At 64.5% G+C, this 24,661-nt stretch carries 23 protein-coding genes; 11 read left to right on the top strand and 12 right to left on the bottom strand.

What is annotated here, in order from left to right; all coding sequences use genetic code 11:
• The first annotated feature begins 52 nt into the window (after positions 1–52).
• Entirely contained in the window at positions 53–1,159 is a 1,107-nt protein-coding gene (locus tag ACNPAA_RS05435) for an NADH:flavin oxidoreductase (RefSeq protein WP_201922340.1), read from the top strand.
• 79 nt (positions 1,160–1,238) lie between these two features.
• Here ACNPAA_RS05435 and yrfG read toward each other — a convergent pair whose 3' ends face one another.
• Positions 1,239–1,907 carry a GMP/IMP nucleotidase gene (gene yrfG, locus ACNPAA_RS05430; RefSeq protein WP_201922337.1) on the bottom strand — a complete coding sequence of 223 codons (669 nt, stop codon included), beginning with the start codon at positions 1,905–1,907 and terminating at the stop codon, positions 1,239–1,241.
• A 147-nt stretch (positions 1,908–2,054) separates the two neighbouring features.
• On the opposite strand from yrfG, the gene nudE reads away from it, so the two are divergent.
• The 3 genes from nudE (at position 2,055) to ACNPAA_RS05415 (ending at position 5,200) form a co-directional block, all read left to right on the top strand.
• The gene (nudE, locus tag ACNPAA_RS05425) at positions 2,055–2,663 is read left to right on the top strand and encodes an ADP compounds hydrolase NudE (protein ID WP_161957694.1); all 609 of its coding nucleotides are present in this window, start codon (positions 2,055–2,057) and stop codon (positions 2,661–2,663) included.
• 44 nt (positions 2,664–2,707) lie between these two features.
• The gene (gene cysQ, locus ACNPAA_RS05420) at positions 2,708–3,520 is read left to right on the top strand and encodes a 3'(2'),5'-bisphosphate nucleotidase CysQ (RefSeq protein WP_010675709.1); all 813 of its coding nucleotides are present in this window, start codon (positions 2,708–2,710) and stop codon (positions 3,518–3,520) included.
• A gap of 411 nt (positions 3,521–3,931) precedes the next feature.
• Positions 3,932–5,200, top strand: coding sequence for an aromatic amino acid transport family protein (locus ACNPAA_RS05415; RefSeq protein WP_113977626.1), 1,269 nt, complete (start codon positions 3,932–3,934; stop codon positions 5,198–5,200).
• Between the two features lie 82 nt (positions 5,201–5,282).
• Here the strand turns inward: ACNPAA_RS05415 and ACNPAA_RS05410 are convergent, their stop codons facing one another.
• The 3 genes from ACNPAA_RS05410 to metJ all read right to left on the bottom strand — a co-directional run bounded on the left by ACNPAA_RS05410 (position 5,283) and on the right by metJ (position 6,823).
• Entirely contained in the window at positions 5,283–5,621 is a 339-nt protein-coding gene (locus ACNPAA_RS05410; RefSeq protein ID WP_119197290.1) for a tRNA-binding protein, read from the bottom strand.
• Between the two features lie 84 nt (positions 5,622–5,705).
• The gene (locus tag ACNPAA_RS05405) at positions 5,706–6,464 is read right to left on the bottom strand and encodes a helix-turn-helix domain-containing protein (protein WP_417891639.1); all 759 of its coding nucleotides are present in this window, start codon (positions 6,462–6,464) and stop codon (positions 5,706–5,708) included.
• A gap of 35 nt (positions 6,465–6,499) precedes the next feature.
• Complete coding sequence (gene metJ, locus ACNPAA_RS05400) at positions 6,500–6,823, bottom strand: met regulon transcriptional regulator MetJ (protein ID WP_005327165.1); 324 nt, start codon at positions 6,821–6,823, stop codon at positions 6,500–6,502.
• A 223-nt stretch (positions 6,824–7,046) separates the two neighbouring features.
• On the opposite strand from metJ, the gene metB reads away from it, so the two are divergent.
• Both metB and ACNPAA_RS05390 read left to right on the top strand, forming a co-directional pair.
• Complete coding sequence (gene metB / locus ACNPAA_RS05395) at positions 7,047–8,225, top strand: cystathionine gamma-synthase (RefSeq protein ID WP_069651922.1); 1,179 nt, start codon at positions 7,047–7,049, stop codon at positions 8,223–8,225.
• Entirely contained in the window at positions 8,225–10,678 is a 2,454-nt protein-coding gene (locus ACNPAA_RS05390; protein ID WP_408763073.1) for a bifunctional aspartate kinase/homoserine dehydrogenase II, read from the top strand. The genes metB and ACNPAA_RS05390 overlap by 1 nt, the downstream gene beginning before the upstream one ends.
• Before the next feature lie 67 nt (positions 10,679–10,745).
• Here ACNPAA_RS05390 and ACNPAA_RS05385 read toward each other — a convergent pair whose 3' ends face one another.
• Together ACNPAA_RS05385 and ACNPAA_RS05380 are read right to left on the bottom strand one after the other, a co-directional pair.
• On the bottom strand, positions 10,746–11,435 hold the full coding sequence (locus ACNPAA_RS05385) for an LrgB family protein (protein WP_010675703.1): 690 nt from the start codon (positions 11,433–11,435) through the stop codon (positions 10,746–10,748).
• Positions 11,428–11,829, bottom strand: a complete 402-nt coding sequence (locus ACNPAA_RS05380) for a CidA/LrgA family protein (RefSeq protein WP_039040574.1) — start codon at positions 11,827–11,829, stop codon at positions 11,428–11,430. Before ACNPAA_RS05380 ends, ACNPAA_RS05385 begins: the two co-directional genes overlap by 8 nt.
• A 128-nt stretch (positions 11,830–11,957) precedes the next feature.
• On the opposite strand from ACNPAA_RS05380, the gene ACNPAA_RS05375 reads away from it, so the two are divergent.
• Positions 11,958–12,833 (top strand): LysR family transcriptional regulator, encoded by an 876-nt coding sequence (locus ACNPAA_RS05375; protein WP_103243739.1) that lies wholly within the window; start codon positions 11,958–11,960, stop codon positions 12,831–12,833.
• Between the two features lie 17 nt (positions 12,834–12,850).
• On the opposite strand, the gene ACNPAA_RS05370 is transcribed toward ACNPAA_RS05375, so the two are convergent.
• The 3 genes from ACNPAA_RS05370 to ACNPAA_RS05360 form a co-directional block, all read right to left on the bottom strand.
• Positions 12,851–13,681 (bottom strand): substrate-binding periplasmic protein, encoded by an 831-nt coding sequence (locus ACNPAA_RS05370; protein ID WP_223933103.1) that lies wholly within the window; start codon positions 13,679–13,681, stop codon positions 12,851–12,853.
• Entirely contained in the window at positions 13,665–14,498 is an 834-nt protein-coding gene (locus tag ACNPAA_RS05365) for a hypothetical protein (RefSeq protein WP_103244686.1), read from the bottom strand. The genes ACNPAA_RS05370 and ACNPAA_RS05365 overlap by 17 nt, the downstream gene beginning before the upstream one ends.
• Positions 14,499–14,651: 153 nt before the next feature.
• Complete coding sequence (locus ACNPAA_RS05360; RefSeq protein WP_103243738.1) at positions 14,652–16,079, bottom strand: PLP-dependent aminotransferase family protein; 1,428 nt, start codon at positions 16,077–16,079, stop codon at positions 14,652–14,654.
• Between the two features lie 252 nt (positions 16,080–16,331).
• On the opposite strand from ACNPAA_RS05360, the gene ACNPAA_RS05355 reads away from it, so the two are divergent.
• The 3 genes from ACNPAA_RS05355 to ACNPAA_RS05345 are packed head-to-tail and all read left to right on the top strand — an operon-like array spanning position 16,332 to position 18,012.
• Complete coding sequence (locus tag ACNPAA_RS05355) at positions 16,332–16,799, top strand: OsmC family protein (protein WP_010675697.1); 468 nt, start codon at positions 16,332–16,334, stop codon at positions 16,797–16,799.
• Between the two features lie 18 nt (positions 16,800–16,817).
• Positions 16,818–17,255, top strand: coding sequence for a rhodanese-like domain-containing protein (locus ACNPAA_RS05350; RefSeq protein WP_042878345.1), 438 nt, complete (start codon positions 16,818–16,820; stop codon positions 17,253–17,255).
• 28 nt (positions 17,256–17,283) lie between these two features.
• Positions 17,284–18,012: a GNAT family N-acetyltransferase gene (locus ACNPAA_RS05345; protein ID WP_103244685.1), complete on the top strand. Its 729-nt coding sequence runs from the start codon at positions 17,284–17,286 to the stop codon at positions 18,010–18,012.
• A gap of 127 nt (positions 18,013–18,139) precedes the next feature.
• Here ACNPAA_RS05345 and ybaK read toward each other — a convergent pair whose 3' ends face one another.
• Positions 18,140–18,610: a Cys-tRNA(Pro) deacylase gene (gene ybaK / locus ACNPAA_RS05340; protein WP_010675694.1), complete on the bottom strand. Its 471-nt coding sequence runs from the start codon at positions 18,608–18,610 to the stop codon at positions 18,140–18,142.
• Positions 18,611–18,791: 181 nt separating this feature from the next.
• Here ybaK and ACNPAA_RS05335 point away from each other — a divergent pair, with 181 nt between their 5' ends.
• Positions 18,792–20,273, top strand: a complete 1,482-nt coding sequence (locus tag ACNPAA_RS05335; protein ID WP_417891629.1) for a diguanylate cyclase — start codon at positions 18,792–18,794, stop codon at positions 20,271–20,273.
• A gap of 166 nt (positions 20,274–20,439) precedes the next feature.
• Here the strand turns inward: ACNPAA_RS05335 and ppc are convergent, their stop codons facing one another.
• Together ppc and argE are read right to left on the bottom strand one after the other, a co-directional pair.
• Positions 20,440–23,073, bottom strand: coding sequence for a phosphoenolpyruvate carboxylase (gene ppc / locus ACNPAA_RS05330; RefSeq protein ID WP_043152777.1), 2,634 nt, complete (start codon positions 23,071–23,073; stop codon positions 20,440–20,442).
• A 213-nt stretch (positions 23,074–23,286) separates the two neighbouring features.
• Complete coding sequence (argE, locus tag ACNPAA_RS05325; RefSeq protein ID WP_039040568.1) at positions 23,287–24,432, bottom strand: acetylornithine deacetylase; 1,146 nt, start codon at positions 24,430–24,432, stop codon at positions 23,287–23,289.
• Positions 24,433–24,661 lie beyond the last annotated feature (229 nt).

Here is a 24,661-nt window from a genome sequence, read left to right as displayed (position 1 = left end):
CTGGCCCGGGTTTATAGTGGCCGCCATGCCATTGCGATCCCGGGAGAGGACGATGAACAAGACATTGGGCGACAGCTTCCACTTCGAGCGAGCCGGATTGCGGCTCAAGAACCGGGCCGTGCTGGCCCCTTTGACCCACAACATGAGCGGCGCAGGCGGTGATCCCGGCCAGGCCGAGCTCGACTGGCTGGCGCGCTGCGCCCATGGCGGCTTCGGCCTGCTCATCGCCGCCGCCACCCAGGTGCAGCCCGGCGGGCGCTGCTGGGCGGGGCAGCCTGCCCTGATGACGGACGCTCAGCAGCAGGCCTTCACGGCCCTGGCCGACAGTGCGCGGCAGGCCGGGGCGCTGGCGGTGGTGCAACTGCATCACGGCGGGATGCGGGCTCTGCCCGAGCTGAACGACGGGGCGCCAGTCGGCCCGTGCGCGCTGGCGCCGGGCGGGCGTTACCCCCTCGGGGTCAAGGGGCTGAGCGAGGAGGAGATTCTGACGCTCATTGACGCCTTTGTGATCGCTGCCGAGCGGGCCCATGGCGCCGGCCTGCACGGGGTCGAGCTGCACGCAGCCCACCACTTCCTGCTCTGCAACTTCCTCAACCCCCTGCACAACCGGCGCACCGACCGCTGGGGGGGCAGCCTCGCGAACCGGGCGCGGATCCTGGTGGAGATAGTGCGCGGCATTCGCGCCCGTCTACCCCGGGGTTTCCTGGTCGGGGTGCGTCTCTCCCCCGAGAGCTATGCCCATATCCAGGGCATCGAACTGGCCCATCAGCTGGCGGTGGCGCGCCTGCTGGCGGACGAGGGGATCGACTACCTGCACTTCTCCATGGGGGACAGCTTCAAGGCGGTGGCGGGGGATCCCGACGGCGGCGCCCTGCTGGAGGCGGTAAGGGTCGGGTTGGCCGGGCGGGTGCCGCTCATGGTGGCGGGCAAGATTAGCGACGCAGATTCGGCGGAGCGGGCTCTGGCCGGTGGCGCCGATCTGGTGGCGGCGGGCACGGCGGCCCTTGGCAATCCGGACTGGATGGAACGGGTGAGCCGCGGCCTGCCTCTGCATGCAGCCCCTTTCACGGCGGCGCACCTCACGGAGGTCGGCTTCACCCCAAGCGCCCTCGACTACCTGGCCGGCATGGGGGTGCTGGCCCCGCGCGATGCGGCCTGAGGGCTTTCATGAACGGTATGCGCTCGGCAGGCTGTTGAGCTGATGTGACAAGGCCCTCGTGAAGAGGGCCTTGTGCGTGTCAGGCGCCGAGAGGGAGCAGGTCGGCGTAGTCGTCGAGCGCCGGGAAGTGCTGGAAGGTGAGCGGCGGCATCTGGCTGTCGGGGTGAAGGATGCCGAGCTGGTGGGCAATGCCGAACTCGGCCGAGGCGGCCAGGATCCGCTCGCTGTCATCCACGAAGAGGGTGCGGGCCGGGTCGAAGGCCAGCCGCTCGGCCAGTGCCTGCCAGCAGTGCTGGCTCTCCTTCGACCACCCGAGCTCATGGGTGCTCACCATCAGATCGAGGTGCTGGGCGAGGCCGAGGCGTGCATCCTTCACCGACAGGCTGGCGGGATGGGCATTGGTGAAGAGCACCACCTGCTTGCCGGCGGCCTTGAGTGCGGCAAGGAAGGGAATGACGTTGGGGCGCCACTGAATCTTCTCCAGGATCTCCTGTTTGAGGGCGCGGATGTCGAGCCCGAGCGTCCGGGTCCAGTAATCCACGCAGTACCAGTCGAGGGTGCCGTTGACCGCATGATAGTGGGTGTCTATCTGCGCCTTCGCCTCGGCCAGCGGCAGGCCGAGTCGCTCGGCGTAGCGCGCCGGCACCAGGGTTTGCCACAGATGGCTGTCAAAATGGAGATCGATCAGGGTGCCATCCATGTCGAGCAACACGGTATCAATCTGGTGCCAGGGCAGGGGAGTCGACATGGGGCCTCGCGATGTCTGTGGTGATGGGAAAAACGGGGCGCATTATAACGGATTTTTCAGGCATCTTTCCCCTCTTTGCCCCGTGGTGTTCGGCAGGGGAGTCGTTTACTCTTGAAACACGATTTTTTAACGAGCAGTCAGCCCCCGATGAGCGATCCCCACAAGCGCAATCCCGTCCACCTCAGTGTCGAGACCATGGCCCATGACAAGAGCAAGCCGGAGATCCTCAAGGCCGAGATCGTGGCCGAGAGCCGGCTGTTCAAGGTGGAGTCCCTTCACCTGAAATTCTCCAACGGCGAGGAGCGGGTCTACGAGCGGATGCGCGGCGGCAATCGGGGTGCCGTCATGGTGGTGCCCCTGTTCGATGCCCACACCCTGCTGCTGGTGCGCGAGTACGCGGCGGGCACCCACTCCTACGAGCTGGGTTTCCCCAAGGGATTGATAGACCCCGGTGAAAATGCCTTCGAGGCGGGCAACCGGGAGCTGATGGAGGAGGCGGGCTTCGGGACGAGCAGCCTGACCCTGCTCAAGCAGGTGTCGCTGGCGCCGGGGTATTTCTCCAGCCGGATGGACATCTTGCTGGCGCGGGATCTCTACCCCGAGCAGCGGGTCGGTGACGAGCCCGAGCCTCTCGAGGTGATCCCCTGGCCCCTCAACCGGATCGACGAGTTGCTGGCACGACCGGACTTCACCGAGTCGCGCAGCATCAGTGCCCTGCTGCTGGCCAGCAAATGGCTGGCGGAGCAGGGAAATTAGCCCGCAGAGGGTCTGTTTGGCAATCAGAGGCAGAGGTAAGCACCATGCAGGAGTTGTTGGCCTGGATACCCGAGGTCAAGGAGATCGCCCGTGAGGCGGGCAGGATCCTTCACGAGATCTATCGCGGCGGTCAGTTCGAACGCCAGTTGAAGGAGGATGCGACCCCGGTCACCAGTGCCGATCTTGCTGCCGATGCCTACCTCAAACAGGCGCTGGCAGCGCTCACTCCCCATGTCCCCGTGCTGACCGAAGAGGCGGCCGACATCCCCTTCAGCCAGCGTGCGAACTGGCGCCAGTACTGGCTGGTGGACCCGCTGGACGGCACTGGCGAGTTCATCGCAGGCAGCGGCGACTTCGCCACCCTGATCGCCCTGGTGCGGGACAATGTCCCGGTGCTCGGGGTCATCTATGCCCCCGAATCCGATCTGCTCTACTGGGCGGTGCGTGGTCACGGCGCCTTCAAGGAGGCGAACGGCGAGAGCCGTCCCATCAGCGCCATCCATCATGAACACGATCAGCCTGACTCCCTGGTGGTGGCCATCAGCCGCCGCCAGAAACTGGAGAACCTGACCCGTCGCCTCAACCCGGCCATCCACTACGAGCTGATCCCGCTCGGCTCCAGCTCCCTCAAGTCCTGCCTGGTGGCGGAAGGCGTGGCGGATTGCTACGTGCGCCTGGGCCCCACCGGGGAGTGGGATACCGCTGCCGCCCAGTGCATCGTGGAGGCGGCAGGGGGGCGCATCCTCAGCCTGGCGCTGCAACCGCTGAGCTACAACGAGACCGAGTCGCTGGAGAACCCGGACTTCATCGTGATGGGGGACCCGGATCTCGCCTGGGGACGCATTCTGGCCCACTGACGGGCCGACCAGCTCGCAGGGAATGCAATCAGGCGACCACAGGGTCGCCTGATTGCATTGGTGTGATCCACTGGCTGGTTACGAGGATTTTAGGGAGATTCGCTAGTGATGGCGATAACGGCAGTGGATCATCACATCCAATCTGGCCGCACTGGCATAAATTTCATTTAATTCTGAAAACATGCATTTCATCGAAACAAAAAATCGACGTCGGTTTTAATTTTGGTTTTATATTCCTAACTTTTGGTTAATGTCAGGATTAATCGAATAATCTGGGGTGAAATTTCCTCCCAATCTCACTGGTGGAACAGGGCTTTGCCAGTGAGATCTGCCAGCCTCCCTTTTTGAGAATTAAATGCTAAAGGAGTACAATGTTTTTAGATTTTAATACTGCGTAAAAGTGATTTATCGATGAGTTTATCTGCAAACGTCTCGCGGGAGCTGTCCGGTTCCCCCTCCACCATGGCCAGCACTGGCTGGCGTCGCCACGACACCCACTGGGTCATCAGCCTGTTCGGCACCGCCGTCGGCGCCGGCATCCTGTTCCTGCCCATCAACCTGGGTCTGGGGGGGATCTGGCCCCTCATCATCGTCGCCGTGCTGGCCGGTCCCATGACCTTCCTGGCCCACCGCGGGCTGGCGCGTTTCGTGCTCTCGTCGTCGCGCCCCCAGGCCGACTTCACCGAGGTGGCCGAGGAGCACTTCGGCAAGATGGCCGGGCGCCTCATCTCGGCGCTCTATTTCCTCTCCATCTTCCCGATCCTGCTCATCTACGGTGTCGGGCTGACCAACACGGTGGAGAGCTTCATGGTCAATCAGCTCGGTCTGGCCTCCCCGGATCGGGTGATGCTCTCCGGCGTGCTGGTGTTCGCCATGATCGCCGTGATGCTGGCCGGCGAGAAGGCGATGCTGCGGGCCTTCGCCGTCATGGTCTACCCGCTGGCGGCGATCCTGCTGGCCCTCTCCTGCTACCTCATTCCCCAGTGGCAGTGGCCGGAAGTGACCGCCTTTGAAGGCACCAGCTTCCTCAACACCGTCTGGCTGGCGCTGCCGGTCACCGTGTTCGCCTTCAGCCACGCCGCCGCCATCTCGGGCTTTGCCAACGTGCAGCGCCGGGAGTACGGGGAGCAGGCCGAAACCAAGAGCGGCCTGATCCTGCGCAACACCACCGTCATGCTGGTGGGCTTCGTGCTCTTCTTCGTCTTCTCCTGCGTGCTGAGCCTCTCCCCGGCTCAGTTGGCCGAGGCCAAGGCCCAGAACGTCTCCGTGCTCTCCTATCTCGCCAACATCACCGACAACCCGGTGATCGTGACCCTGGGACCGCTTATCGCCTTCATCGCCATCAGCTCCTCCTTCCTCGGCCACTTCCTCGGTGCCCGCGAGAGCCTGAAAAGCCTGATCGCCAAGCCCACCGGCCTGCCGCTGGCGAAGGCGGACAAGCTCGGCATCGCCCTGATGTTCTTCGCCATCTGGGGCGCCGCCATCATCAACCCGGGCATTCTGGGGTTGATGGAGACCCTCTCCGGCCCCGTCATCGCCATGATCCTCTTCATCATGCCGGTGGTGGCCATCTACAAGGTGGAGGCGCTGGCCCGTTTCCGTCACCGTTGGGTCAACGGCTTCATCCTGCTGACCGGTGCCCTGGCGGTCTCGGCCCTGCTGTTCAGCCTGCTGAAATAAGCCAGGCCGTCAGCATCAAGCAAGAGAGGCGACCCCGGGGGTCGCCTCTCTTGCTTCTGCTTTCTGGTTGCCTTGCCGTGTCTCACCCCAGCTTGGCGCCGTTCTCCACCGCCTGCTCGGGGATGGCGATCACCACGGCGCCATCCGGGCGATAGAAGCCGGTCAGCAGAAACTCCGACTGGATGGGGCCTATCTGCTTGGGGGGAAAGTTCACCACGGCGACGATCTGGCGGCCCACCAGATCCTCCGGTCGATAGAGGTCGGTGATCTGGGCGCTGCTCTTGCGCACCCCGAGCTCGGAGCCGAAATCCGCCCACACCTTGTAGGCGGGGCGGCGCGCCTCGGGGAAGGGCTCGACCCGCACCAGGGTGCCCACCCTGAGCTCCACCATCTCGAAATCCTGCCAGCTTATGGTCTGCATCTTGGCTCCTCGTTGCTCATACCTTGCATGAGCCTCAGCATGCCTCGAATGCCCGGGGATTGTCTTCGGCAAAGAGCCGACCGATTACGGCAGGCAGCCGTTTTGCCGGCGCCAGAGGGAAGGGGTCAGTCCGGTCTCGGCCAGGAAGCGCTCGGCAAAGGCTCCCTGGTTCTGGTAGCCGCAGCGGCTGGCCACTTCGCCGACGGGCAGCCGGGTACGAGCGAGCAGGGTGCGGGCCAGTGCCATACGCCGCATCCTGAGGTAGTGGGAGACGCTCGTGCCCACCTGCTGGCGAAAGGCGTGTTTGAACTGGCTCAGGCCGAGGCAGGCGATGGCGGCGAGTTCCTCGTTGGTGAGGGGGTCTGCGAGGTGGGCTTCCATATGACGCTGCACCTTGGCGATACGAGGGGCTATGCGGGGAGCGACGGCGGGGCCCATGCCGCGTCCCTCGGTCAGCAGCCCGAGCCACACCTGATCCATGCCGGCCACGTAGCGCCCCTCGGCCACCATGCGGTGCAGGAAGGCGAGGTAGTGGCGCTGGGCCTCATCCAGCTCGACGAAGGGGTGGTCCCCCAGGGCGGCTGGCAGCCAGTGACTCTCCTGCACCAGAAACACGTGCGCCGGATCGGCGGCGTAGTCGTGGCGAAGGCCAGGGGCGATGATGCAGGCAAAACCGGGGGCGAGGCGACATCCCCGACCCTGCACCTCGATCTCGAGGGGGCCGACGAGTGGGATCACCAGCTGGGCGTGGTCATGACTGTGGCTCTGCATGTCGCTCTGGTAGTGACGCAGGCTGAAGGGGGAGGCGGCAGATAAGCATGACGCGGCACCGGGCCGCGTCATTGAAAGGGATGCATCGTTTGCCATGGGCAGCCGCATTACTCGGCGTCGAAGTCTTCGATCTCTTTGCCAAGGGCTTCCATGATGGCGCGGGCCTCGGCGGGGACGCTGTCCGGGTGATCCTTGCGCAGGTCGTCGTCACAGGGCAGCGGCTGGCCGGTGAAGGCGTGCAGGAAGGCTTCGCAGAGCAGCTCGCTGTTGGTCGCATGACGCAGGTTGTTCACCTGGCGACGGGTGCGCTCATCGGTCAACACCTTCAGCACCTTGAGCGGGATCGAGACGGTTATCTTCTTGACCTGTTCGCTCTTCTTGCCGTGCTCTGCATAGGGGCTGACGTAGTCGCCGTTCCACTCTGTACCCATGTTCCACCTGTAGTCGTTTGGCCGTGAGCGCGGATTTTAACCCTTAAGGAATTCAATGGCAATCCAACAGCAAAGCCATTTAGACGTCTAGAAGTGTTGACGGCTTTTTTAAGGTGGCGTAGTGTGGTGCACCATGGGCCGGCAGTCCGGCCAGCGAAAATGAGAGCGGGGCTGGACGACCCACGAGGCGGACCGGCTCCGGCAACCCATCAAGGAGAGTGACATGACCCACAAGGCCACCCTGGCGGTACGCACCGGGATTGAGACAGACACGCAGCACGGTGCCGTGGTGCCCCCCATCTACCTCTCCAGCAACTACACCTTTGCCGACTTTGGCGAGCCCCGTCAATACGACTATGCCCGCTCCGGCAACCCGACCCGCACCAATCTGGCGGACGCCCTGGCGGCCCTGGAAGGGGGGGCCGGCGCCGTGGTGACCGGCACCGGCATGGGGGCCGTTCACCTGGTGACCACGGCTCTGCTCAAGGCGGGGGATCTGCTGATCGCCCCCCACGACTGCTACGGCGGTACCTGGCGCCTGTTCGAGTATCTGGCGGCCAAGGGCCACTACCAGGTGCAGTTCGTGGATCAGGGAGACGAGGGGGCGCTGGCCGCCGCACTGGCCCAGAAACCCGCACTGGTGTGGGTGGAGACCCCCTCCAATCCGCTGCTGCGGGTGGTGGACATCGCCGCCATCGCCGAGGCCTCCCACGGGGTGGGGGCCCAGGTGGTGGTGGACAACACCTTCCTCTCCCCCTTGCTGCAACAGCCCCTGGCCCTTGGTGCCGACGTGGTGGTCCACTCCACAACCAAGTACATCAACGGCCACTCCGACGTGGTAGGAGGTGTGGCGATCGCCAAGGATCAGGCTCTTGCCGACTCCCTGGTGTGGTGGGCCAACTGCCTGGGGCTCACCTCCGGTGCCTTTGACTCCTACCTCACCCTGCGGGGCCTGCGCACCCTGGCTCCGCGCCTGCGCACCCATCAGGAGAACACGGATCGCATCCTCGCCTTCTTGCAGCAGCAGCCGCTGGTCAAGCGGATCTATCACCCCAGCCTGCCGAGCCATCCGGGCCACGACATTGCGCGCCGTCAACAGTCCGGCTTTGGCGCCATGCTAAGTTTTGAGCTCGATTGCAACGAGACGGGGCTGCGCGCCTTCCTCGCGGGGCTGCGCCTCTTCTCGGTGGCGGAGTCCCTCGGCGGGGTGGAGAGTCTGGTGGCCCATCCGGCCAGCATGACCCACAGGGCCATGACCCCTGCGGCCCAGCAGGCGGCGGGTATCAGTGCCCAGTTGCTGCGCCTGTCGGTGGGGATCGAACACGGTGAGGATCTGGTGGCCGATCTGGCCCAGGGGTTTGAACAGGCGCAGTTGGCACAACAGGCAGAGCAGGTGAAGTAATGGAACAACAACAAGGAGAGTGTGTGGTGGCAACAGAGGCAGTCTTCAAGCGGCGCCATGTACACAAGTTCGGCGGCAGCAGCTTGGCGGATCCGGTCTGTTATCGCCGGGTCGCCAGCATCGTCGAGCAACAGGTGGGGGGCAACGAGCTGGTGGTGGTCTCCGCCGCGGGCAAGACCACCAACCGGCTGATCCAGCTGGTGGAGCTGGCGGAAGCGGGGGATGAGGCCGCAGGCGAAGCCATCACCGCCCTGCACGCCTATCAGCAGAGCCTGATCGACGGCCTGCTGGAAGGGGAGCTTCACCTCGATCTGAGCCAGCAATTGACGGGCGACATGCAGCTGATCGCCAAGACCCTGGAGGGGCAGTTTGACCGCTTCGAGCGCAACGGCCTGCTCGCCTTTGGCGAGGTGTGGTCCGCCCGTCTGCTGGCTGCCCTGCTCACCAGCCGGGGTGAGGCGGCCGCCTGGCTCGATGCTCGCAGCTTCCTGCGCGCAGAAGACGGCGCCCTCATCAAGGTGGACACCGCCCTCTCCAGCGAGCTGCTCAAGGCTCGGCTGGCCGAGCACGCCGGTCGCATCGTGGTGACCGGCTTCATCGCCGCCGACATGGAGGGGCGTTCCCTGCTGCTGGGGCGCAACGGCTCCGACTACAGTGCCAGCCTCCTGGCGGCGCTGGCGGACGGGGAGTCGACTACCATCTGGAGCGACGTGGCCGGGGTCTACAGTGCCGACCCGCGCCGGGTGAAAGAGGCGCGTCTGCTGGAGCGCCTGAGCCTGGCCGAGGCCAACGAGCTGGCGCGCCTGGGCTCCTCGGTGCTGCATTCGCGTACCCTGCAGCCGGTGGCCGACAGCCGTCAGCGCCTCACCCTGCGCTGCAGCTACAATCCGGACGAAGGCTGCACCCACATCCTGCGCCGTGCGCCCCGCTCCGGCGGTGCCCGCATCGTCTCCTCGGTGGATCAGATAGCCCTCATCGAGCTCAAGGTGCTGCCGCAGACTGACTTTGAGCAGACAGTGGCGGCCATCGAGGCCCATCTGGCCCGCCATCGCCTCCATCCGCTCACCCTGCAGCGCCAGCCGGATCGGCGGGTGCTGCGTCTGGCCTACACCCTGGAGGTGGCACAAGGGGCCTTCGAGGTGCTCCGTGACTTCCAGTTGCAGGGCAACTTTACCGGCCTCATCCAGAAGGAAGGGTTCAGCCTGGTCGCCCTGGTGGGGGCCGGCGTCACCGACAATGCCGAGCAGTGCCACCGTTTCTACCAGCTGCTGGCGGATCAGCCTCTGGAGTTCGTGCAGGTGGCCAAAGACGGCCTGAGCCTGGTGGCCGTGCTGCGCCAGATCGTGCTGGAGCCGCTGCTCATCGCTCTGCACAGTGCCCTGTTCAGCCGCCCGACCCGGGTCGGGCTGGTGGTGTTCGGCAAAGGCAATATCGGCGGTCACTGGCTGGGGCTCTACGCCCGCGAGAAGGCGCGCCTCGAGCATGAGCTCAATCTGGCGCTCACCCTCTACGGGGTCTTCGACTCCAAGGGCGGGCTGCTGGACGAAGAGGGGCTGGATCCCCTCAAGGTACAGGACAACTTCCATCCCAAGCCGCTTATCTGGCCGGAGCTGCTCTCCCAGCTGGAGCAGCACAGTTTTGACTCCCTGATCGCGCTCGACATGACCGCCAGCGAGACGGTGAGCCGCTACTACCCGGACTTTGCCCAGCTCGGCATCCACATCATCGCCGCCAACAAGTTTGCCGGTGCCGCCGACAGCGAGTTTTACCAGCGCATCAAGCAGACCTGCCGCGACCACCAGGTGCAATGGCGCTACAACGCCACCGTGGGGGCCGGGCTGCCCATCCAGTCCAGCATCCAGATGCTGCGCCAGAGCGGTGACCGCATCCAGGGGGTCTCCGGCATCTTCTCCGGCACCCTCTCCTGGCTGTTCCAGCAGTATGACGGCACTCGCCCCTTCTCCGAACTGGTGGACGAGGCGTGGCAACACGGCCTGACCGAGCCGGATCCCCGGGAGGATCTCTCCGGTCAGGATGTGCGCCGCAAGCTGCTCATCCTGGCGCGGGAGGCGGGCTTCGAGCTCGACTCCGCCGACATCGAGCTGGAGAACCTGGTGCCGGTGGCCCTGCGCAAGGTGACCGCCGATCAGTTCATGGACAGGCTCAAGGAGCTGGATGACCCTATCCAGACCGCCTTCGAGGGGGCGCGCCGGGTCGGCAAGGTGCTGCGCTATGTCGCCCGATTCGAACACGACGGCAAGGCCCGCGTCGGGCTGGAGGCGCTGGAGCCCCATCACCCGTTTGCCAACCTCTTGCCCTGCGACAACGTGTTCGCCATCGAGAGCGACAGCTATCGCACCAACCCCCTGGTGATCCAGGGGCCGGGAGCGGGCCGGGAAGTGACGGCCGCCGCCATCCAGTACGATCTCTGGCAGATCTGCGCCAGCCTCTGAGGCTGCGTGACACGATGCAATGAGAAAAGGCGCCCCAGGGCGCCTTTTCTGTTATCGGGTGGTGGAGTTACCAGAACAGCCGGCCCAGGAGGGGGGCGAGCAGCACGGTGGCCATGCCGGCGATCATCATCACCATGCTGGAGACCACCCCCTCCTCGTTGCCCATCTGATAGGCCCTGGCTGTCCCGGCCCCGTGGGCCGAGGCACCAAAGCCCGCGCCCTTGCCGAGGCGGCTGCGGATGGCGAGCACGGTGAGCACGCTTTCTCCCACCGCCATGCCGATGACGCCGGTCAGCACCACGAACAGGGCGGTGAGATCGGCGTTGCCACCCACAGAACGGGTCGCCTCCACCGCGAAGGGGGTGGTGATGGATCTCATGGCCATGCTGCGCTGCAACAGCTCGGAGAGGTTGAGCCAGCGGGCCAGCAGCACTGTGCTGCCCACCGCCATCACCACGGACGCCACGACCCCGACCGAGAGGGAGAGCCAGTGGCGGCGCATCAGCTGGCGATTCTCGTAGACGGGCACTGCGAAGGCGACGGTGGCAGGGCCCAGCAGCCAGAGCAGCCAGTGGGATTCGGCCATGTAGTCCCGGTAGGGAATGTGGAACAGCATCACCACGGCCACCAGCAGGGTGGGGGCCAGCAGCAGCGGCATCAGGGGCAGGATGCGCTTTTTGCCATAGAGCCACTTGCTGGCGTAGTAGAAGAGCAGGGTCAGGGCGAAGCAGAGCAGGCCGAGCAGGGTGTCAGACATGGCGGCGACTCCGGCGGGCCAGCTTCAGCTCGAGGCGATAGACCCTGTCCACCACCAGCGCCGTGGTGCCGAGCACCAGCACGGTGCTGACGATCAGGACCACCATGATGCGCCACCCCTCCTGCAGCAGCAGCTCCTGATAGTTGACCACGGCCACCACGGCAGGGACGAAGAAGAGCAGCATCTCCGCCAGCAGCCAGCGGGCCCCGGCACTGAACCACTGGGCCTTGACCACCCCGAGCAGGATGCAGACCAGCAGCAGCAACATGCCGGTGAGGTTGGCGGGCAGGGGCAGGTGCAATGTGCGCACTGCGATGTCGGCCAGCAACCAGATGGCCGCCAGCAGGGCGATTTGGAAGGGGGTTTGCAACCAGCGAAGGCAGAGGGTTTTCATGGCAAGCGTCTTTCTGTGAACCTGCTCACAGTATAGAGAGGGACAAAACCTGCAAAAAATGAATTTAAATTATCAAAATCATGCCAAAGAGGCATGATTTAGCCAGCCATCCCCGTCAAGAGAGCACCATGGATATTCGAGCCCTGCGTTACTTCGTCGAGCTGGTGCGGGAGCAGAGCTTCACCCGCGCCTCCGAGAAGCTGTTCGTCACCCAGCCCACCATCAGCAAAATGATCCGCAACATGGAAGAGGAGCTGGGCCAGCCCCTGCTGAGCCGGGTCGGCCGCCGCTTCACCCTGACCGACAGCGGCCAGGTGCTGTTCAATCGGGCCCAGACCATCCTGGCGGAGATGCAGCAGCTGGAGGCGGAGCTGGCGGATCTGCAGAGCCTGCAATCCGGGCGTCTTGCCCTCGGCATCCCGCCCATGGTGGGCCATGTCTATGCGGATCTCATCCGTACCTATCGCAGCCGCTACCCCGGTGTGGAGCTCTCCATCGTCGAATATGGCGGGCGGCGCATCGAGCAGGCGGTGCTGGCGGGGGAGCTGGATCTCGCCATCACCATGCTGCCGACCAGGGAAGAGGGGGCCCTCTGCGCCCTGGATCTGGACAGTTACCCCATCCGGGTGGTGCTACCGGACCTGCCCCGCTGGCGCGAGGGGGGCGAGATCCGGCTGGAGGCGCTGCGGGACGAACCCTTCCTGCTCTATACCCAGGCCTTCACCCTGAGCGAGCGGCTGGAGCAGGCCTGCGAGCAAGCCGGGTTCGTGCCTCAGGTGGCGGCCCGCAGCAGCCAGTGGGACTTTCTCACTGCCATGGTGCGAAGCGGCATGGGGGTCGCTTTCCTGCCGGAGCCCATCTGTCGGCGGCTGACGCCGGATGGGCTGGTGTTGCGCCCTCTGGCCCCGGCGCTGAGCTGGCGGCTCGGGGTGATCTGGCCAGGGGATCGCTACCTCTCCCGCACCGCCGAGGCCTGGCTTGCCCTGTGCTGCGAGCAGGGCTGAGGGAGGGGGGGCTGGGGTTAGGGGGTCCCCGGTGACGCCATGCCTGTGACGAAGCGGGCATAGGCTGCGGAGTGTCGCACCTCCTCAATCTCGTCCCACACCTGTTGGCTGAGATCGGGGTGGGCCTGATGGAAGGGGTGGGAGAAGATGAGGTAGTAGGGTTTTTCGACCAGGGGAGGGGTGATTCGCTCGAGTGTGGCCTGCAGCTGCGGGTGGGCGGCCAGGGTCCGTTCTGCGACCCCGGTTTGCAGGGCGGCGGCAACGGCGCGCTGCATCGCGACCTTCTTGAGCAGGATCAGTGGCTCCCTGCTGGAGTCATCCACCCTGACACCGCTCTCCTGCAGCTGGGCGACGATGGAGAAGCCGGATTGCGCCGCAATGACGCCATGGGCGACGAGTTGCCGGCCATCCCAGCGAACCTGTCCGCCTTTTGGCTGGTAGAGGCTGTAGCTCTCGGTGAGCAGGCGCTTGGCGGGATCAGGTGCTCCGTGTCGCATGGGATAGACCCCTATGGTGCGAGCACGCTCTTCGCTGTAGCTCAGCTTGACGGCGGCATCGAGCTGGCCCTGGCTGACGAGGGAGAGGCAGCGTTTCCAGGGAAGGGGGGTGAGAATGATGGGGTGCCCGATCCGGTTTGCCACCTCCTTGAGGTGGAACTGCACTATCCCCTCGCCGGACATCAGCAACCAGGGAGGCGAATCACTGTTCTCCATGCAGGCTCGAATGCTGCCGGGGGCGGCCATGACGCAGGTCGGCAGCAACCAGAGCAGCAGCGCCAGGCAGAGAGTGCGCAAGGGGAGCCTGCCTGACAGGGGAGAACCGGCGAGCCAGTCAGGGAGCGATGCCAAAGTCATCCCTCATCGGGTCATAGAGATAGGAGCGGTAGTCGGTGATCTCGTCGGGCAACTGCGGGTTGGTCAGCCGGAAGATCTGGCGTGAATCGAGCCGGGCAAAGACCAGGGAAGGCTGGAAATGATGGCGCCAGAGGCGCTGCAGGGAGCCATCTTTCCAGGCCAGTTGCAGGCCGCGCAAAAGGCGCTCGCGCTCCTTGCTGTAGGTGGCGTGGCTGTAGAGGGAGTGGATGAGCGGATAGAAGAGGGCGACATGGCTATCCACGGTCAGCCCCGGCAGGCCGGGTCTGTGGTTTTTCCACTCGCTCAATATCTCGTTGGCACCACGGCAGAAGAGATCGATCCGGCCACGGGCCACCAGGCGAAACAGTGACTCATAGTTATCCACCTCCTGCACCCTGAAGCCGTTGTAGCGCAGGATGTCGGCATCCCGCCAGCCGGTGCCCACCCCTTGCGTGAACTGCTGCAACTGGGACAGGGTGTGAACCCCGGCCAGGGCCTGGGCACGGGCGCTGCCGACAAAACAGACCCGGTAGCCGAGCACACCCAGATCGATGGGGAAGGGGACCAGGGTGACGCCGGGTTGAGGGATCTCCTGGGGCCAGCTGTCGACGATGAAGAGGGCATTCTTGCCCGGCGTTTGCACTTCGAGCCGCATCCTCGCCTTGTTCATCCTGATGGCGTCGAGCAGTTCATAGTCGCCGTAATCGGGCCGTGTTTTCTCCAGCGCCAGCCGCATCGCCGCCCGGTAATAATTCATGCGGACATCCTGTTGGGTTTCCCCGGTGATCAGGGTGAAGCGGGTGGCCGCCATCGTGAGGGACGGGAGGGAGAGGGCGAGCAAAAGGAGCAGGATTCGATGCATCTTGACCGGGTTCGGCAACGGGATTGTGCCCAGTATAGACGGGCCATTCCCGTCGACACAGCGCTATCAGGCTCTGGCAAATCTGACCTCTTGAGAAGGGGGTCATGCGGATTTCATCAAGAGACCCAGGCGACGACATAGCTGGCGCAGCGTCTGGTTGTCGAGGCAGCCAAAGCCGAGCAGCCACCCTTCCAGTGTCTGCGGGCCCAGGTAGAACTGGCCCAGATGGCGCAGCCCCAGCCCGCAGGCGTTGGCGGCATCGGTCCAGCGCGCCTCGCCACCGGGGGGCAGCAGCACGGCGCACTGCAGGCCGGCGCCGCTGTGGATGGGAGTAAGCCCCGGGCAGTGCTCTGCCAGTTCCGCCAGCAGCAGATCCCGTCTGCTCTGGTAGAGGAGGCGGCTCTGGCGCAGGTGGGTGGCGAAGTGCTCGCCCCGGATGAAGTCTGCCGTGACTGCTTGCTGCAACTGGTTGCTGTGGCCGTCGACGGCGGCCCGGGCGCGGCAGAAGGAGTCCATCAGCGGCCTGGGCAGCACCAGGTAGGCGAGGCGCAGCGAGCCGAACAGCACCTTGCTGAAGGTGCCCACATAGATCACCCGCCCCTGGCCGTCGAGCCCCTGCAGGGCGGGCAGGGGACGCTGATCATACTGGTACTCCCCGTCGTAATCGTCCTCCAGGATCCAGGCGCCGTGACGCTCTGCCTCGGCCAGCAGCGCCATGCGGCGGGGCAGGCTCATGGGGACGCCAAGGGGATACTGGTGTGCCGGGGTGCAGTAGATGAGGCGTGGTGCAGGATGATCCCCATGAGGGTTGAGCCCCTCTTCATCCACCGGCACCGGATGCACCCGGGCACCGGCGCTCTCCATGGCGGTGCGAGCCCCGGGATAACCGGGGTCTTCCACCCAGACGGTGTCACCGGCATCGATGAGCAACTGGGTCGCCAGCAGGATCCCCTGCTGGGAGCTGGTGAGGATCAGGATCTGATCCGGCTCGCACACCACGCCGCGTGACTGCACCAGATAGCTGCTGATGGCGGCGCGAAGTTCCCCAAGCCCCTGGGGATCCCCGTAGTTCATCCAGTCGCTGGCGCGCTGGCGCCACTGTTGCTGCATCAGCCGACCCCAGAGTGCCTGGGGGAAGAGGCGGGGATCCGGCTGGCTGGAAGCAAAGGTGGTGCCCACCTCGGGCACGTCGTGACAGGCGCCACCCAGGGCCATCTCCTGACCGCGACGGGAGAGGCCCGCCGCTGACTGGGGCGGGCGCGGCGCGGGGCGCACCGCCGCCAGGGCGACAAAGCTGCCGGCGCCCACCTTGCGCACCAGATACCCCTCCGCCTCGAGCCGGCCATAGGCCAGTTCCACCGTGCTGCGGGAGATACCGAGATCCCGGGCCAGGAGACGGCTGGCGGGCAGGCGGCTGTGCAGGGGCAGGTGGCCCGCCAGGATGGCCTCGCGCAGGGTACGCACCAGTTGTTCGTGCAGGGGCAGATCCCCTTGCTGCTGGCTGGCGAAGAGCGTTGGCAGAACGGTCATGGTGTGCTCCCGTTGGCGCGGGGGTTGCGCCTCTTTCGAGGCAGGGATCCTGCCCGCAGGGCATGGCGCGGCTGTGGGGCTGGCGAGCGACGGGCAGAGCGGGTGGGGTGGATGGTCATGGTGGCGGCCCGATGAAATTGGTCTGCCCATATTGGCAAAATTGGTCGGCGTGGCAAGGCCATTTTGTCGCTACATTGGTGGTCACAGGGTGGCGCCAGCAGGCGGCACGGATTGGCAACACAAGGAGTCTGCATGTCGGAATACAGTGCCACCATCAGTTGGCAGCGGGGGGAGCATGAGCCCTTTGTCGATCAGCGTTACAGCCGGGCCCATGAGTGGGCGTTTGATGGCGGGGTCAGAGTGCCGGCCTCCTCCTCTCCCCATGTGGTGCCGCTGCCTTACTCGGTGGCGGAACATGTGGACCCGGAAGAGGCGTTTGTGGCGGCCCTCTCCAGTTGCCACATGCTCACCTTCCTCTGGCTGGCGGCGAAGGCGGGCTATCGGGTAGAGAGCTACCGGGACGAAGCGGTCGGCATCATGGCGAAAAACGGACAAGGTCGCCTCGCCATGACCCGGGTCACCCTGCGTCCCAGGGTGATCTTCGGGGGAGAGCAGGAGCCCGCCCTGGCCGATCTGGAGCAGTTGCACCACCAGGCCCATGAGGAGTGCTTCATCGCCAACTCGGTCAACACCGTCGTCACCACAGAGATCGTCATCTAGTCATCAGGAGCGTTCAGGATGAGTCATGTATTGAGCACAGGGGTGGCAGGGGCCGCTGAAGCCAGCGCCTTTTTCGAGGCCCAGCTGAAGTTTCGTACCGATCCGGCGGATCTGGCCGCCGATCTGCTGGCCGGGGCGGCGGGGATCGTGGTCATCGATACCCGCTCCCCCGCACACTATGCCGAGGGGCACATTCCCGGCGCCATCTCCTTCCCCCACAGGACCATGACGGCGTCGACCACGGCGGTACTGGACCGAAACCTGGTGTATGTCTGCTATTGCGACGGCATCGGCTGCAACGGTTCGACCCAGGGGGCCTACAAGCTGGCGTCCCTCGGGTTTGAGGTCAAGGAGTTGATAGGGGGTCTGCACTGGTGGCGCCAGGACGGTTTCGCCGTCGCCACGGGCAGCGAGCCCGGAGTGCTGCTGGAAGGGGGAATTGCCTGTGCCTGTTGAACGTTGCAATGAGGGGGGCGACGCCTCCCTGTCCGGCGCCGCCCTTTTCAACGACTTTGGGCAGCCTCTGGGGCGTGCGCTGCCAGAATGGCGCGGCGCCGAGTTCCCTCCCCACCGCGCACTGCATGGCTGGGGCTGTCGTCTCGAGCCCCTTGATCCCGAGCGCCACCTGGGTGATCTGTGGCAGGCGTTCGGTGCCGACAGCGGGGCCATGTGGACTTACCTGACCAGCGGCCCTTTCGCGGACGAGGCCGCCATGGGGGTCTGGCTGCGGGAGGTCGCCACCAAGCGGGATCCCCAGTTCTACGGCATCATCGACGAGGGGAGCGGACGGGCGCTGGGACTGGCGAGTTACCTGCGCATCGATCCCCTGGCGGGCAGCATCGAGGTGGGCTGGCTGCACTTCTCCCCCGCCATGCAGCAGTCACGGCTGGCGACGGCGGCCATGGTGTTGATGATGGCGAATGCCTTTGCTCTGGGATACCGTCGCTACGAGTGGAAGTGCAATGCCCTGAACCTGCCTTCGCGCCAGGCGGCCCTGCGCCTGGGCTTTCACTATGAGGGGACCTTCCGTCAGGCGCGGGTGGACAAGGGACACAACCGGGATACGGCCTGGTTCTCCGTCATCGACAGAGAGTGGCCCGCCCTGAAAGGGTGCTTCGAGCGCTGGCTGGAGGACGGCAACTTCGACCATGCCGGGCGTCAGCGTCGCCGACTCTCCGAACTGACCGCCACCTGCCGCTCTGCGGCGTGTTGAGGGCGACAGATCACCTGCGGGGACGGGGCGGTTTCCGGTGCCGGGGCTTTGGGTATCCTTCGCACACAGGCGCCAGATCCGACATCCAGACGCAAGAGGCGCCAGTCATGGCGCCTCTTTTGTTTGTTCAGTCGTGATGATCGCCGATGGGGGCCGCAATCCAGTTCATCAGCCGGACCATGTCCCCGGGGGCCACGCCGACCGAGAGCCCCCGCTTGCCACCGCTCACCAGGATCTCGTCGAAGGCCATGGCGGAGTCGTCCAGCACGGTGGGCAGCAGCTTCTTCTGGGCCAGGGGACTGATACCGCCCACCTTGTAGCCGGTCAGCTTTTCGGCTTCCGCCGGCTTCATCATCTCCACCTTCTTGAGCCCGGTGGCCTTGGCGAGCTGCTTGAGGCTGCACATGCCCGAGGAGGGCACGATGGCCACCACCGCCTGCTTGTCGTGATGGGCGAGCAGGGTCTTGAACACCTGCGCCTCAGGCAGACCCAGCTGGGTAGCGGCATGCTTGCCGAAGTCGTCGTGGGCTTCGCACTCGTAGGGGTAGAGCCTGTGGGGGATCTTGAGCTTTTTCAGCAAGTTGATGGCGGGTGTCATGGGGTCTCCTCGAACCGTGGCAAGGCCAGACAGTCTGCGCCCGGGAGCCGGATGTGGCAAGAACCAGTCTTCACACCCAATCGGGGCCTGTGTTAGCGTAACCGGGTGCCGGATCCTATGATTTGGGCACTTGTCCCCGCATTCCAATGCAATGCGCCGGCGATCGAAAGGAATCGTAGCCATGAATACCACAGCACTTTGCGCTCGCGATATCGACGCGATGGATCGATATGAGACCCTCGCCAGGCTGACCGCCCTTGATCGGGCCTATGGCATGGTCGAGTTCGATCTCGATGGTCGCATGGTGTCGGTCAATCCCCTGTTTTGCGACATGCTGGGCTATCCCCCCGAAGCGCTGTTGGGCCAGTCCCATCTCATGCTCTTGCCGCCGGATCTGCAGGCCGAGCATGATCTCTTCTGGCAGAGGGTATTGGGTGGCGAGATCCAGTCGGGGGAGTTTCGCCGGGTCAGGCAAGGTGGCAACCCCCTCTGGCTCCATGCCACCTACATGCCCGTGACCGACGAGGCAGGCATCCTGCTGGGGGTGGTCAAGCTGGCGCACGACATTACCTCGGCTGTGATGGCCAAGCGGCGGGTCGAGCAGCAGAGCCAGCTGTTTGACATCGTGGTGGCCGCTCACCAGAGTTTTCTGCTCGATCGCAATCTCGGCTCCGCCTGCGACACCGTCTTCGAGCGGCTGCTGAGCGTGAGCGAAAGCTCCTATGGTTTCATCGGCATCATTCAGTACGAGGATGGCCGCCCCAGTCTCTATGTCCCCTCCATCTCCAACGTCTCCTGGGACGAACAGACCCATGCCTGGTACGAGCAACAGCGCCAGAACCGGGGCGGGCTCATCTTCAGCAAGCTCGACAACCTGTTCGGCCACGTGGTCACCCACAATACCCTGGTGTGCTGCAACGATCTGCCGAGCCATCCAGCCAGTCGCGGTGTCTCCCCCCGTGGTCATCCGCACCTGGAGAGCTTCCTCGGCATTCCCATCCGCCACAAGGGAGAGGCGATCGGCATGATCGCCCTGGCCAACCGCCCGGGTGGCTTTGACGAGACCCATGTCAGCCTGCTCGAGCCCCTCACCACGGCCCTTGGCACCCTTATCCACGCCCGCAACCTGGAGGACGAGCGCAGCCGCATGGAGCGGGTGCTGCGCTTCAACGCCGAGCACGACTTCTTGACCAAGCTGCCCAACCGCAGCAGCTTTTTCCAGCAGGCCAACGTGTTGCTGGATCACGTCCAGCACCATCCTGCCGAAGGGGAGGCCTGCTGCCTGGCCTTGATAGATATCGACTTCTTCAAACAAATCAATGATGTATATGGACACCTTGCCGGAGATGCCGTGCTGGCGTCGCTGGCGGGGCTCCTGATGCAGGCGGTACGCAGCAAGGATCTGGTGGCGCGATTTGGCGGGGAGGAGTTCATCCTGCTGCTGCGGGGCACGACCCTGGAGGAGGCCCACAGCATCATGGAGCGCATCCGGCGCCAGGTGGAGCAGCACACCTTCCTGTACCAGCACCAGGCGATCACCGTCACCATCAGCGTGGGGCTCACGCCCTATCAGATGAGTTACAGGCGCATGGATGACTGGCTTCAGTGTGTGGACCAGCGGCTTTACGAGGCAAAACGTCGGGGTCGCAACCAGGTCTCCTGATGAGAGGCCATATCGCGAAATAAAACAGGGCGCCATCATGGCGCCCTGATTGTTATGGATGTTTTTTTCCCTTAGAGGGGGCTGTGCTGGCGGGAATATCGGGATCCCCGTGCCCGGCAGAGACGAAAAAGGGCGCCGGGGCGCCCTTGTTTGCAACGGTCCGGGATCAGCCGGTGTTGCGCATGCCGGCGGCGATGCCGGCGATGGTGACCATCAGCGCCTGATCCAGCTCGGGATGCAGGGTCTCCGGGTGGTTGCGGGAGCGATTGAGCAGCTCGGCCTGCAGCACGTTGAGCGGGTCGGTGTAGGGGTTGCGCAGCTTGATGGACTCCTTGATCCAGGGCTGATCGTCCAGCAGGTCGCCCTGCGGGCGCAGTTTCAGCACCACCTCGATGGAGTCGGCAAGCTCCTGACGCAGCTGCGTGCCGAGTGCCCACAGGTTCTCCGGCACCAGGCGGGTGTCATAGTATTCCGCCAGCCAGAGGTCGGCCTTGAGGAACACCATCTCCAGCATTTCGAGACGGGTGCGGAAGAAGGGCCACTGGCGGCTCATCTCGTCCAGCACGCTCTTCTGGCCGTCGTCGATGGCCTGTTGCAATCCCTTGTGGGCGCCGAGCCAGGCCGGCAGCATCAGCCGGTTCTGGGTCCATGCGAAGATCCAGGGGATGGCGCGCAGGCTCTCGACACCGCCGTTGGGCTTGCGCTTGGCGGGGCGGGAACCGAGCGGCAGCTTGCCGAGCTCCATCTCCGGGGTGGCGGCACGGAAGTAGGGCACGAAGTCCGGGTGACCGCGCACGATACTGCGGTAGTGATCGCAGGAGACAGACGCCAGCTGCTCCATCACGGCGCGCCAGCTCTCTTTCGGCTTGGGCGGTGGCAGCAGGTTCCCCTCCAGCACGGCGCTGGTGTAGAGGTTCAGGCTCTGGATGGCCACCTTCGGCAGGCCGAACTTGAAGCGGATCATCTCCCCCTGTTCGGTGACCCGCAGGCCGCCGCGCAGGGATCCCGGGGGTTGGGAGAGGATCGCCTGATGGGCGGGGGCGCCGCCACGGCCGACGGTACCGCCGCGGCCATGGAACAGGGTGAGACGGATGTTGTTGGCTTCAGCCAGCGCCACCAGGGATTCCATGGCGGCGTACTGGGCCCAGCCAGCGGCCATCATGCCCGCATCCTTGGCGGAGTCGGAGTAGCCGATCATCACGTACTGACGGCCCTGGATGTAACCGCGATACCAGTCCACCGACAGCAGGCGTTCCATCACGGCGGTGCCCGCCATCAGGTCTTCCTGGGTCTCGAATAGCGGGGCAACCGGCATGCGGAACTTGCAGCCAGCTTCCTTCAGCAACAGCTGGACCGCCAAGACATCGGACGGGGCACCGGCCATGGAGATGATGTAGATGCCGAACGCATCGGGGTCGTGCTGGGCGATGACGCGACAGGTGTCGATGGTCTCGCGGGTCTCGGCACTGGGATCCCAGTCGCTCGGGATGAGGGGGCGGCGGGAGTTCAGCTCGCGCAGCAGGAAGGCCTGCTTGTCCTCTTCGCTCCACTCGGCGTAGTCGCCCACACCCAGGTAGCGGGTCAGCTCGGAGAAGACCTGACCGTGACGCTCGCCATCCTGACGGATGTCCAGCTTGACCAGGTGGATGCCGAAGCAGGCCAGCTTGCGCAGCACGTCCAGCAGCATGCCGTCGGCGATATTGCCCATGCCGCAGGCATGCAGGGAGTGGTAGCAGAGCTCCAGGGGCTCGCGCAGCTGGGCGGTGCTCTTGACCAGATCCCGGCTCTCGCTCGCCTGGCCCTGTACCTTGGCGGTCAGGTACTCCTGGGTCTCGCGCAGTTGCTCGCGCAGCTCACGCACCAGGGCGCGATAGGGCTCGGGATTGTCGCCGACCCTGGCACGCACGGCGTCGGTGCAATCGGCCATGGAGAGCTCGGAGGTGAGCTCCTTGATGTCCTTGTAGAACAGGCTCACCGCCATCCAGCGGCCCAGCTCCAGCACTTCGGCGGTCACCTTGGCGGTGACGAAGGGGTTGCCGTCGCGGTCACCGCCCATCCAGGAGGTGAACTTGACCGGCGCGGCGTCCAGCGGCAGCCGCACACCCAGATGGTGTTGCAGGCGCTCGTCCAGATTGCGCATGAATTCGGGGATGGCCGGCCACAGGCTGTTCTCCACCACGGCGAAGCCCCACTTGGCTTCGTCCACCGGGGTCGGGCGCTGTTCGCGGATCTCGTTGGTGTGCCAGGCCTGGTTGACCAGTTGCTCGATGCGACTCTGGATCTTGTCCCGCTCGCGGGGCAGCAGATCGGAGAGTTCCAGGGCCTCGAGGCAGTCGTTGAGCTGCACGTGCTTGTGGATCAGGGTACGACGGGTCACCTCGGTGGGGTGAGCGGTCAGCACCAGATCGATGTCCAGCTCGCGCACGGCCTGGATGATGGCCTCCTGGGACAGGTTGGAGGCTTTCAGCTTGTCGAACATCTGCTCCAGCGGGTCCGGGGTGCAGACCTGCTCTTCGCAGCGACGGGAGATGGTGTGGAACTGCTCCGCCACGTTCGCCAAGTTGAGGAACTGGCTGAAGGCACGGGCCACGGGCAGCAGTTCGTCATCGGAGAGGGTACGCAGGGTGTCGAGCAGGCGCTCTCTGTCTGCCTCGTTTCCCTTGCGGGAAGACTTGGCCAGTTGGCGAATGGTCTCAATCTTGTCGAGGAAGGCCTGCCCCTGATGATCCTTGATGGATTTACCCAGCAGTTGGCCCAACATGCCTACGTTGGCCCGTAGTGCGGCGTACTTTTCGTTCATTCCACATCCTTATTTTGTTGGTGCCTCCTGACCTTCCAGGCGGGAGGCGACCTCACTTATTGTTGTGCGATTACAACATATGCTCCGTCATCTTAGGGGGACAATCTACCCAGATTGTCTGCGCAAGGTCAAATAACAAGCCGATTCAGAACATGTATTTCCCTCACCTGTCCCAAGGCGCCTGTCATGTAACTTACTTACATCCCCATTTGGCTAGACGCAGAAGCGCCGGATCAGGTGCTGCAGCACCGCCGTGGTCGGTTTGACGAACGACAGATCCAGGTATTCATCGGGCTGGTGGGCCTGGGTGATATGGCCTGGGCCCATCACTATGGTCTCGCAACCCAGCTGCTGGATAAAGGGGGCTTCGGTGCAATAGTTCACGGACTCGGCGGCCCGGCCGCTCGCCTTTTCCGCCTCCCGCACCAGCTCGGAATCATCCTGGCAGGCATAGGCCGGAATGGGTTCGTGCAGGTGCTGCAGGTGCAGGCAGCCGGGCTGGTGGATCTCGATGGGGGAGAGCGCCTCTTTGAGCATGCCCATCAGCTCGTCGGGACCCACCTGCGGGGTGGGACGCATGTCGATGTGCAGCTCGCAGCAGCCGCAGATGCGGTTCGGGCTGTCGCCCCCCTGGATGTAGCCGAGGTTCAGGGTGGGTTGGGGCACGGCGAAACGGTGATCCGCGTACTTTTCCTTCAGATCCTGCTGGAGCCTGAGCACCTGACCCATGGCCTTGTGCATGATCTCCATGGCATTGACGCCGTTGGCGGGATCCGAACTGTGGCCGCTTCGGCCTGTGATGCGAATGGCTTCCGACATGTGGCCCTTGTGGGCCACCACGGGCACCAGCCCGGTGGGTTCGCCGATCACCGCGTAGTCGGGTTTGAGTTCGGCTGCGGCGGCGATGGCGCGGGCCCCGGCCATGGTGGTCTCTTCATCGGCGGTGGCCAGGATGCGCAGCGGCTTGCTCAGGGTCTTGAGGTCGACTTCCTTGAGCGCTTCCACGATAAAGGCGAAGAAGCCCTTCATGTCGATGGTGCCGAGCCCGTACAGGCGGTTGCCCTCTTCGGTCACCTTGAAGGGGTCTTTGGTCCAGGCTCCTTCATCGAAGGGAACGGTATCCGTGTGGCCCGCCAGCAGCAGCCCCCCTTCTCCCTGACCATAGGTCGCCACCAGGTTGAACTTGCCCGGCAGATCCGGCAGGGCCGTCACCTCGCACTGGAATCCAAGCTGGCCGAACCAGTCGGCCAGCAGCCGGATCACCGCCTCGTTGCTCTGATCCCAGCGAGTATCCGTGCTGCTGATAGAGGGAATCGCAATAATATTCTTATAAAGTGAAAAAAAATCCAGTTTGGCCATCAGCTCCTCCTTGCGTCCCCGGAGTGTTTCTGTTAGAAAATACAAATGCAAAGTGAGTGCATGAATATTCTGTTCGAGTGCTCATCGACAAGGCCTCTAGTTGTAAGGGAAAGTTAATGTTCTGTCACCTGATCTGTAACCGACGACGCATATCCGCCTGAATTGCCCCTCCGCACTCGTTGCATCAAAGGGGCGATAGCCGACCCCTTGCACCGCAGCACCATGCTGT

This window comes from Aeromonas sp. PS2Canimalfood6 (assembly GCF_048276795.1).
In the GTDB taxonomy this organism is placed as follows: domain Bacteria; phylum Pseudomonadota; class Gammaproteobacteria; order Enterobacterales; family Aeromonadaceae; genus Aeromonas; species Aeromonas caviae.
This window is presented reverse-complemented; position numbering and strand designations above follow the sequence as displayed.

Coding starts and splice junctions, on each gene's coding strand:
- ACNPAA_RS05375 (WP_103243739.1), top strand. CDS start 11,958: ATGGATATTCGAGCCCTGCGTTACTTCGTCGAGCTGGTGCGGGAGCAG.
- metB (WP_069651922.1), top strand. CDS start 7,047: ATGACCCACAAGGCCACCCTGGCGGTACGCACCGGGATTGAGACAGAC.
- ACNPAA_RS05360 (WP_103243738.1), bottom strand. CDS start 16,079: ATGACCGTTCTGCCAACGCTCTTCGCCAGCCAGCAGCAAGGGGATCTG.
- ACNPAA_RS05355 (WP_010675697.1), top strand. CDS start 16,332: ATGTCGGAATACAGTGCCACCATCAGTTGGCAGCGGGGGGAGCATGAG.
- ACNPAA_RS05410 (WP_119197290.1), bottom strand. CDS start 5,621: ATGCAGACCATAAGCTGGCAGGATTTCGAGATGGTGGAGCTCAGGGTG.
- ACNPAA_RS05435 (WP_201922340.1), top strand. CDS start 53: ATGAACAAGACATTGGGCGACAGCTTCCACTTCGAGCGAGCCGGATTG.
- ACNPAA_RS05380 (WP_039040574.1), bottom strand. CDS start 11,829: ATGAAAACCCTCTGCCTTCGCTGGTTGCAAACCCCCTTCCAAATCGCC.
- ppc (WP_043152777.1), bottom strand. CDS start 23,073: ATGAACGAAAAGTACGCCGCACTACGGGCCAACGTAGGCATGTTGGGC.
- argE (WP_039040568.1), bottom strand. CDS start 24,432: ATGGCCAAACTGGATTTTTTTTCACTTTATAAGAATATTATTGCGATT.
- ybaK (WP_010675694.1), bottom strand. CDS start 18,610: ATGACACCCGCCATCAACTTGCTGAAAAAGCTCAAGATCCCCCACAGG.
- ACNPAA_RS05385 (WP_010675703.1), bottom strand. CDS start 11,435: ATGTCTGACACCCTGCTCGGCCTGCTCTGCTTCGCCCTGACCCTGCTC.
- ACNPAA_RS05390 (WP_408763073.1), top strand. CDS start 8,225: ATGGAACAACAACAAGGAGAGTGTGTGGTGGCAACAGAGGCAGTCTTC.
- ACNPAA_RS05365 (WP_103244686.1), bottom strand. CDS start 14,498: ATGGCGGCCACCCGCTTCACCCTGATCACCGGGGAAACCCAACAGGAT.
- nudE (WP_161957694.1), top strand. CDS start 2,055: ATGAGCGATCCCCACAAGCGCAATCCCGTCCACCTCAGTGTCGAGACC.
- ACNPAA_RS05335 (WP_417891629.1), top strand. CDS start 18,792: ATGAATACCACAGCACTTTGCGCTCGCGATATCGACGCGATGGATCGA.
- cysQ (WP_010675709.1), top strand. CDS start 2,708: ATGCAGGAGTTGTTGGCCTGGATACCCGAGGTCAAGGAGATCGCCCGT.
- ACNPAA_RS05350 (WP_042878345.1), top strand. CDS start 16,818: ATGAGTCATGTATTGAGCACAGGGGTGGCAGGGGCCGCTGAAGCCAGC.
- yrfG (WP_201922337.1), bottom strand. CDS start 1,907: ATGTCGACTCCCCTGCCCTGGCACCAGATTGATACCGTGTTGCTCGAC.
- metJ (WP_005327165.1), bottom strand. CDS start 6,823: ATGGGTACAGAGTGGAACGGCGACTACGTCAGCCCCTATGCAGAGCAC.
- ACNPAA_RS05405 (WP_417891639.1), bottom strand. CDS start 6,464: ATGACGCGGCCCGGTGCCGCGTCATGCTTATCTGCCGCCTCCCCCTTC.
- ACNPAA_RS05415 (WP_113977626.1), top strand. CDS start 3,932: ATGAGTTTATCTGCAAACGTCTCGCGGGAGCTGTCCGGTTCCCCCTCC.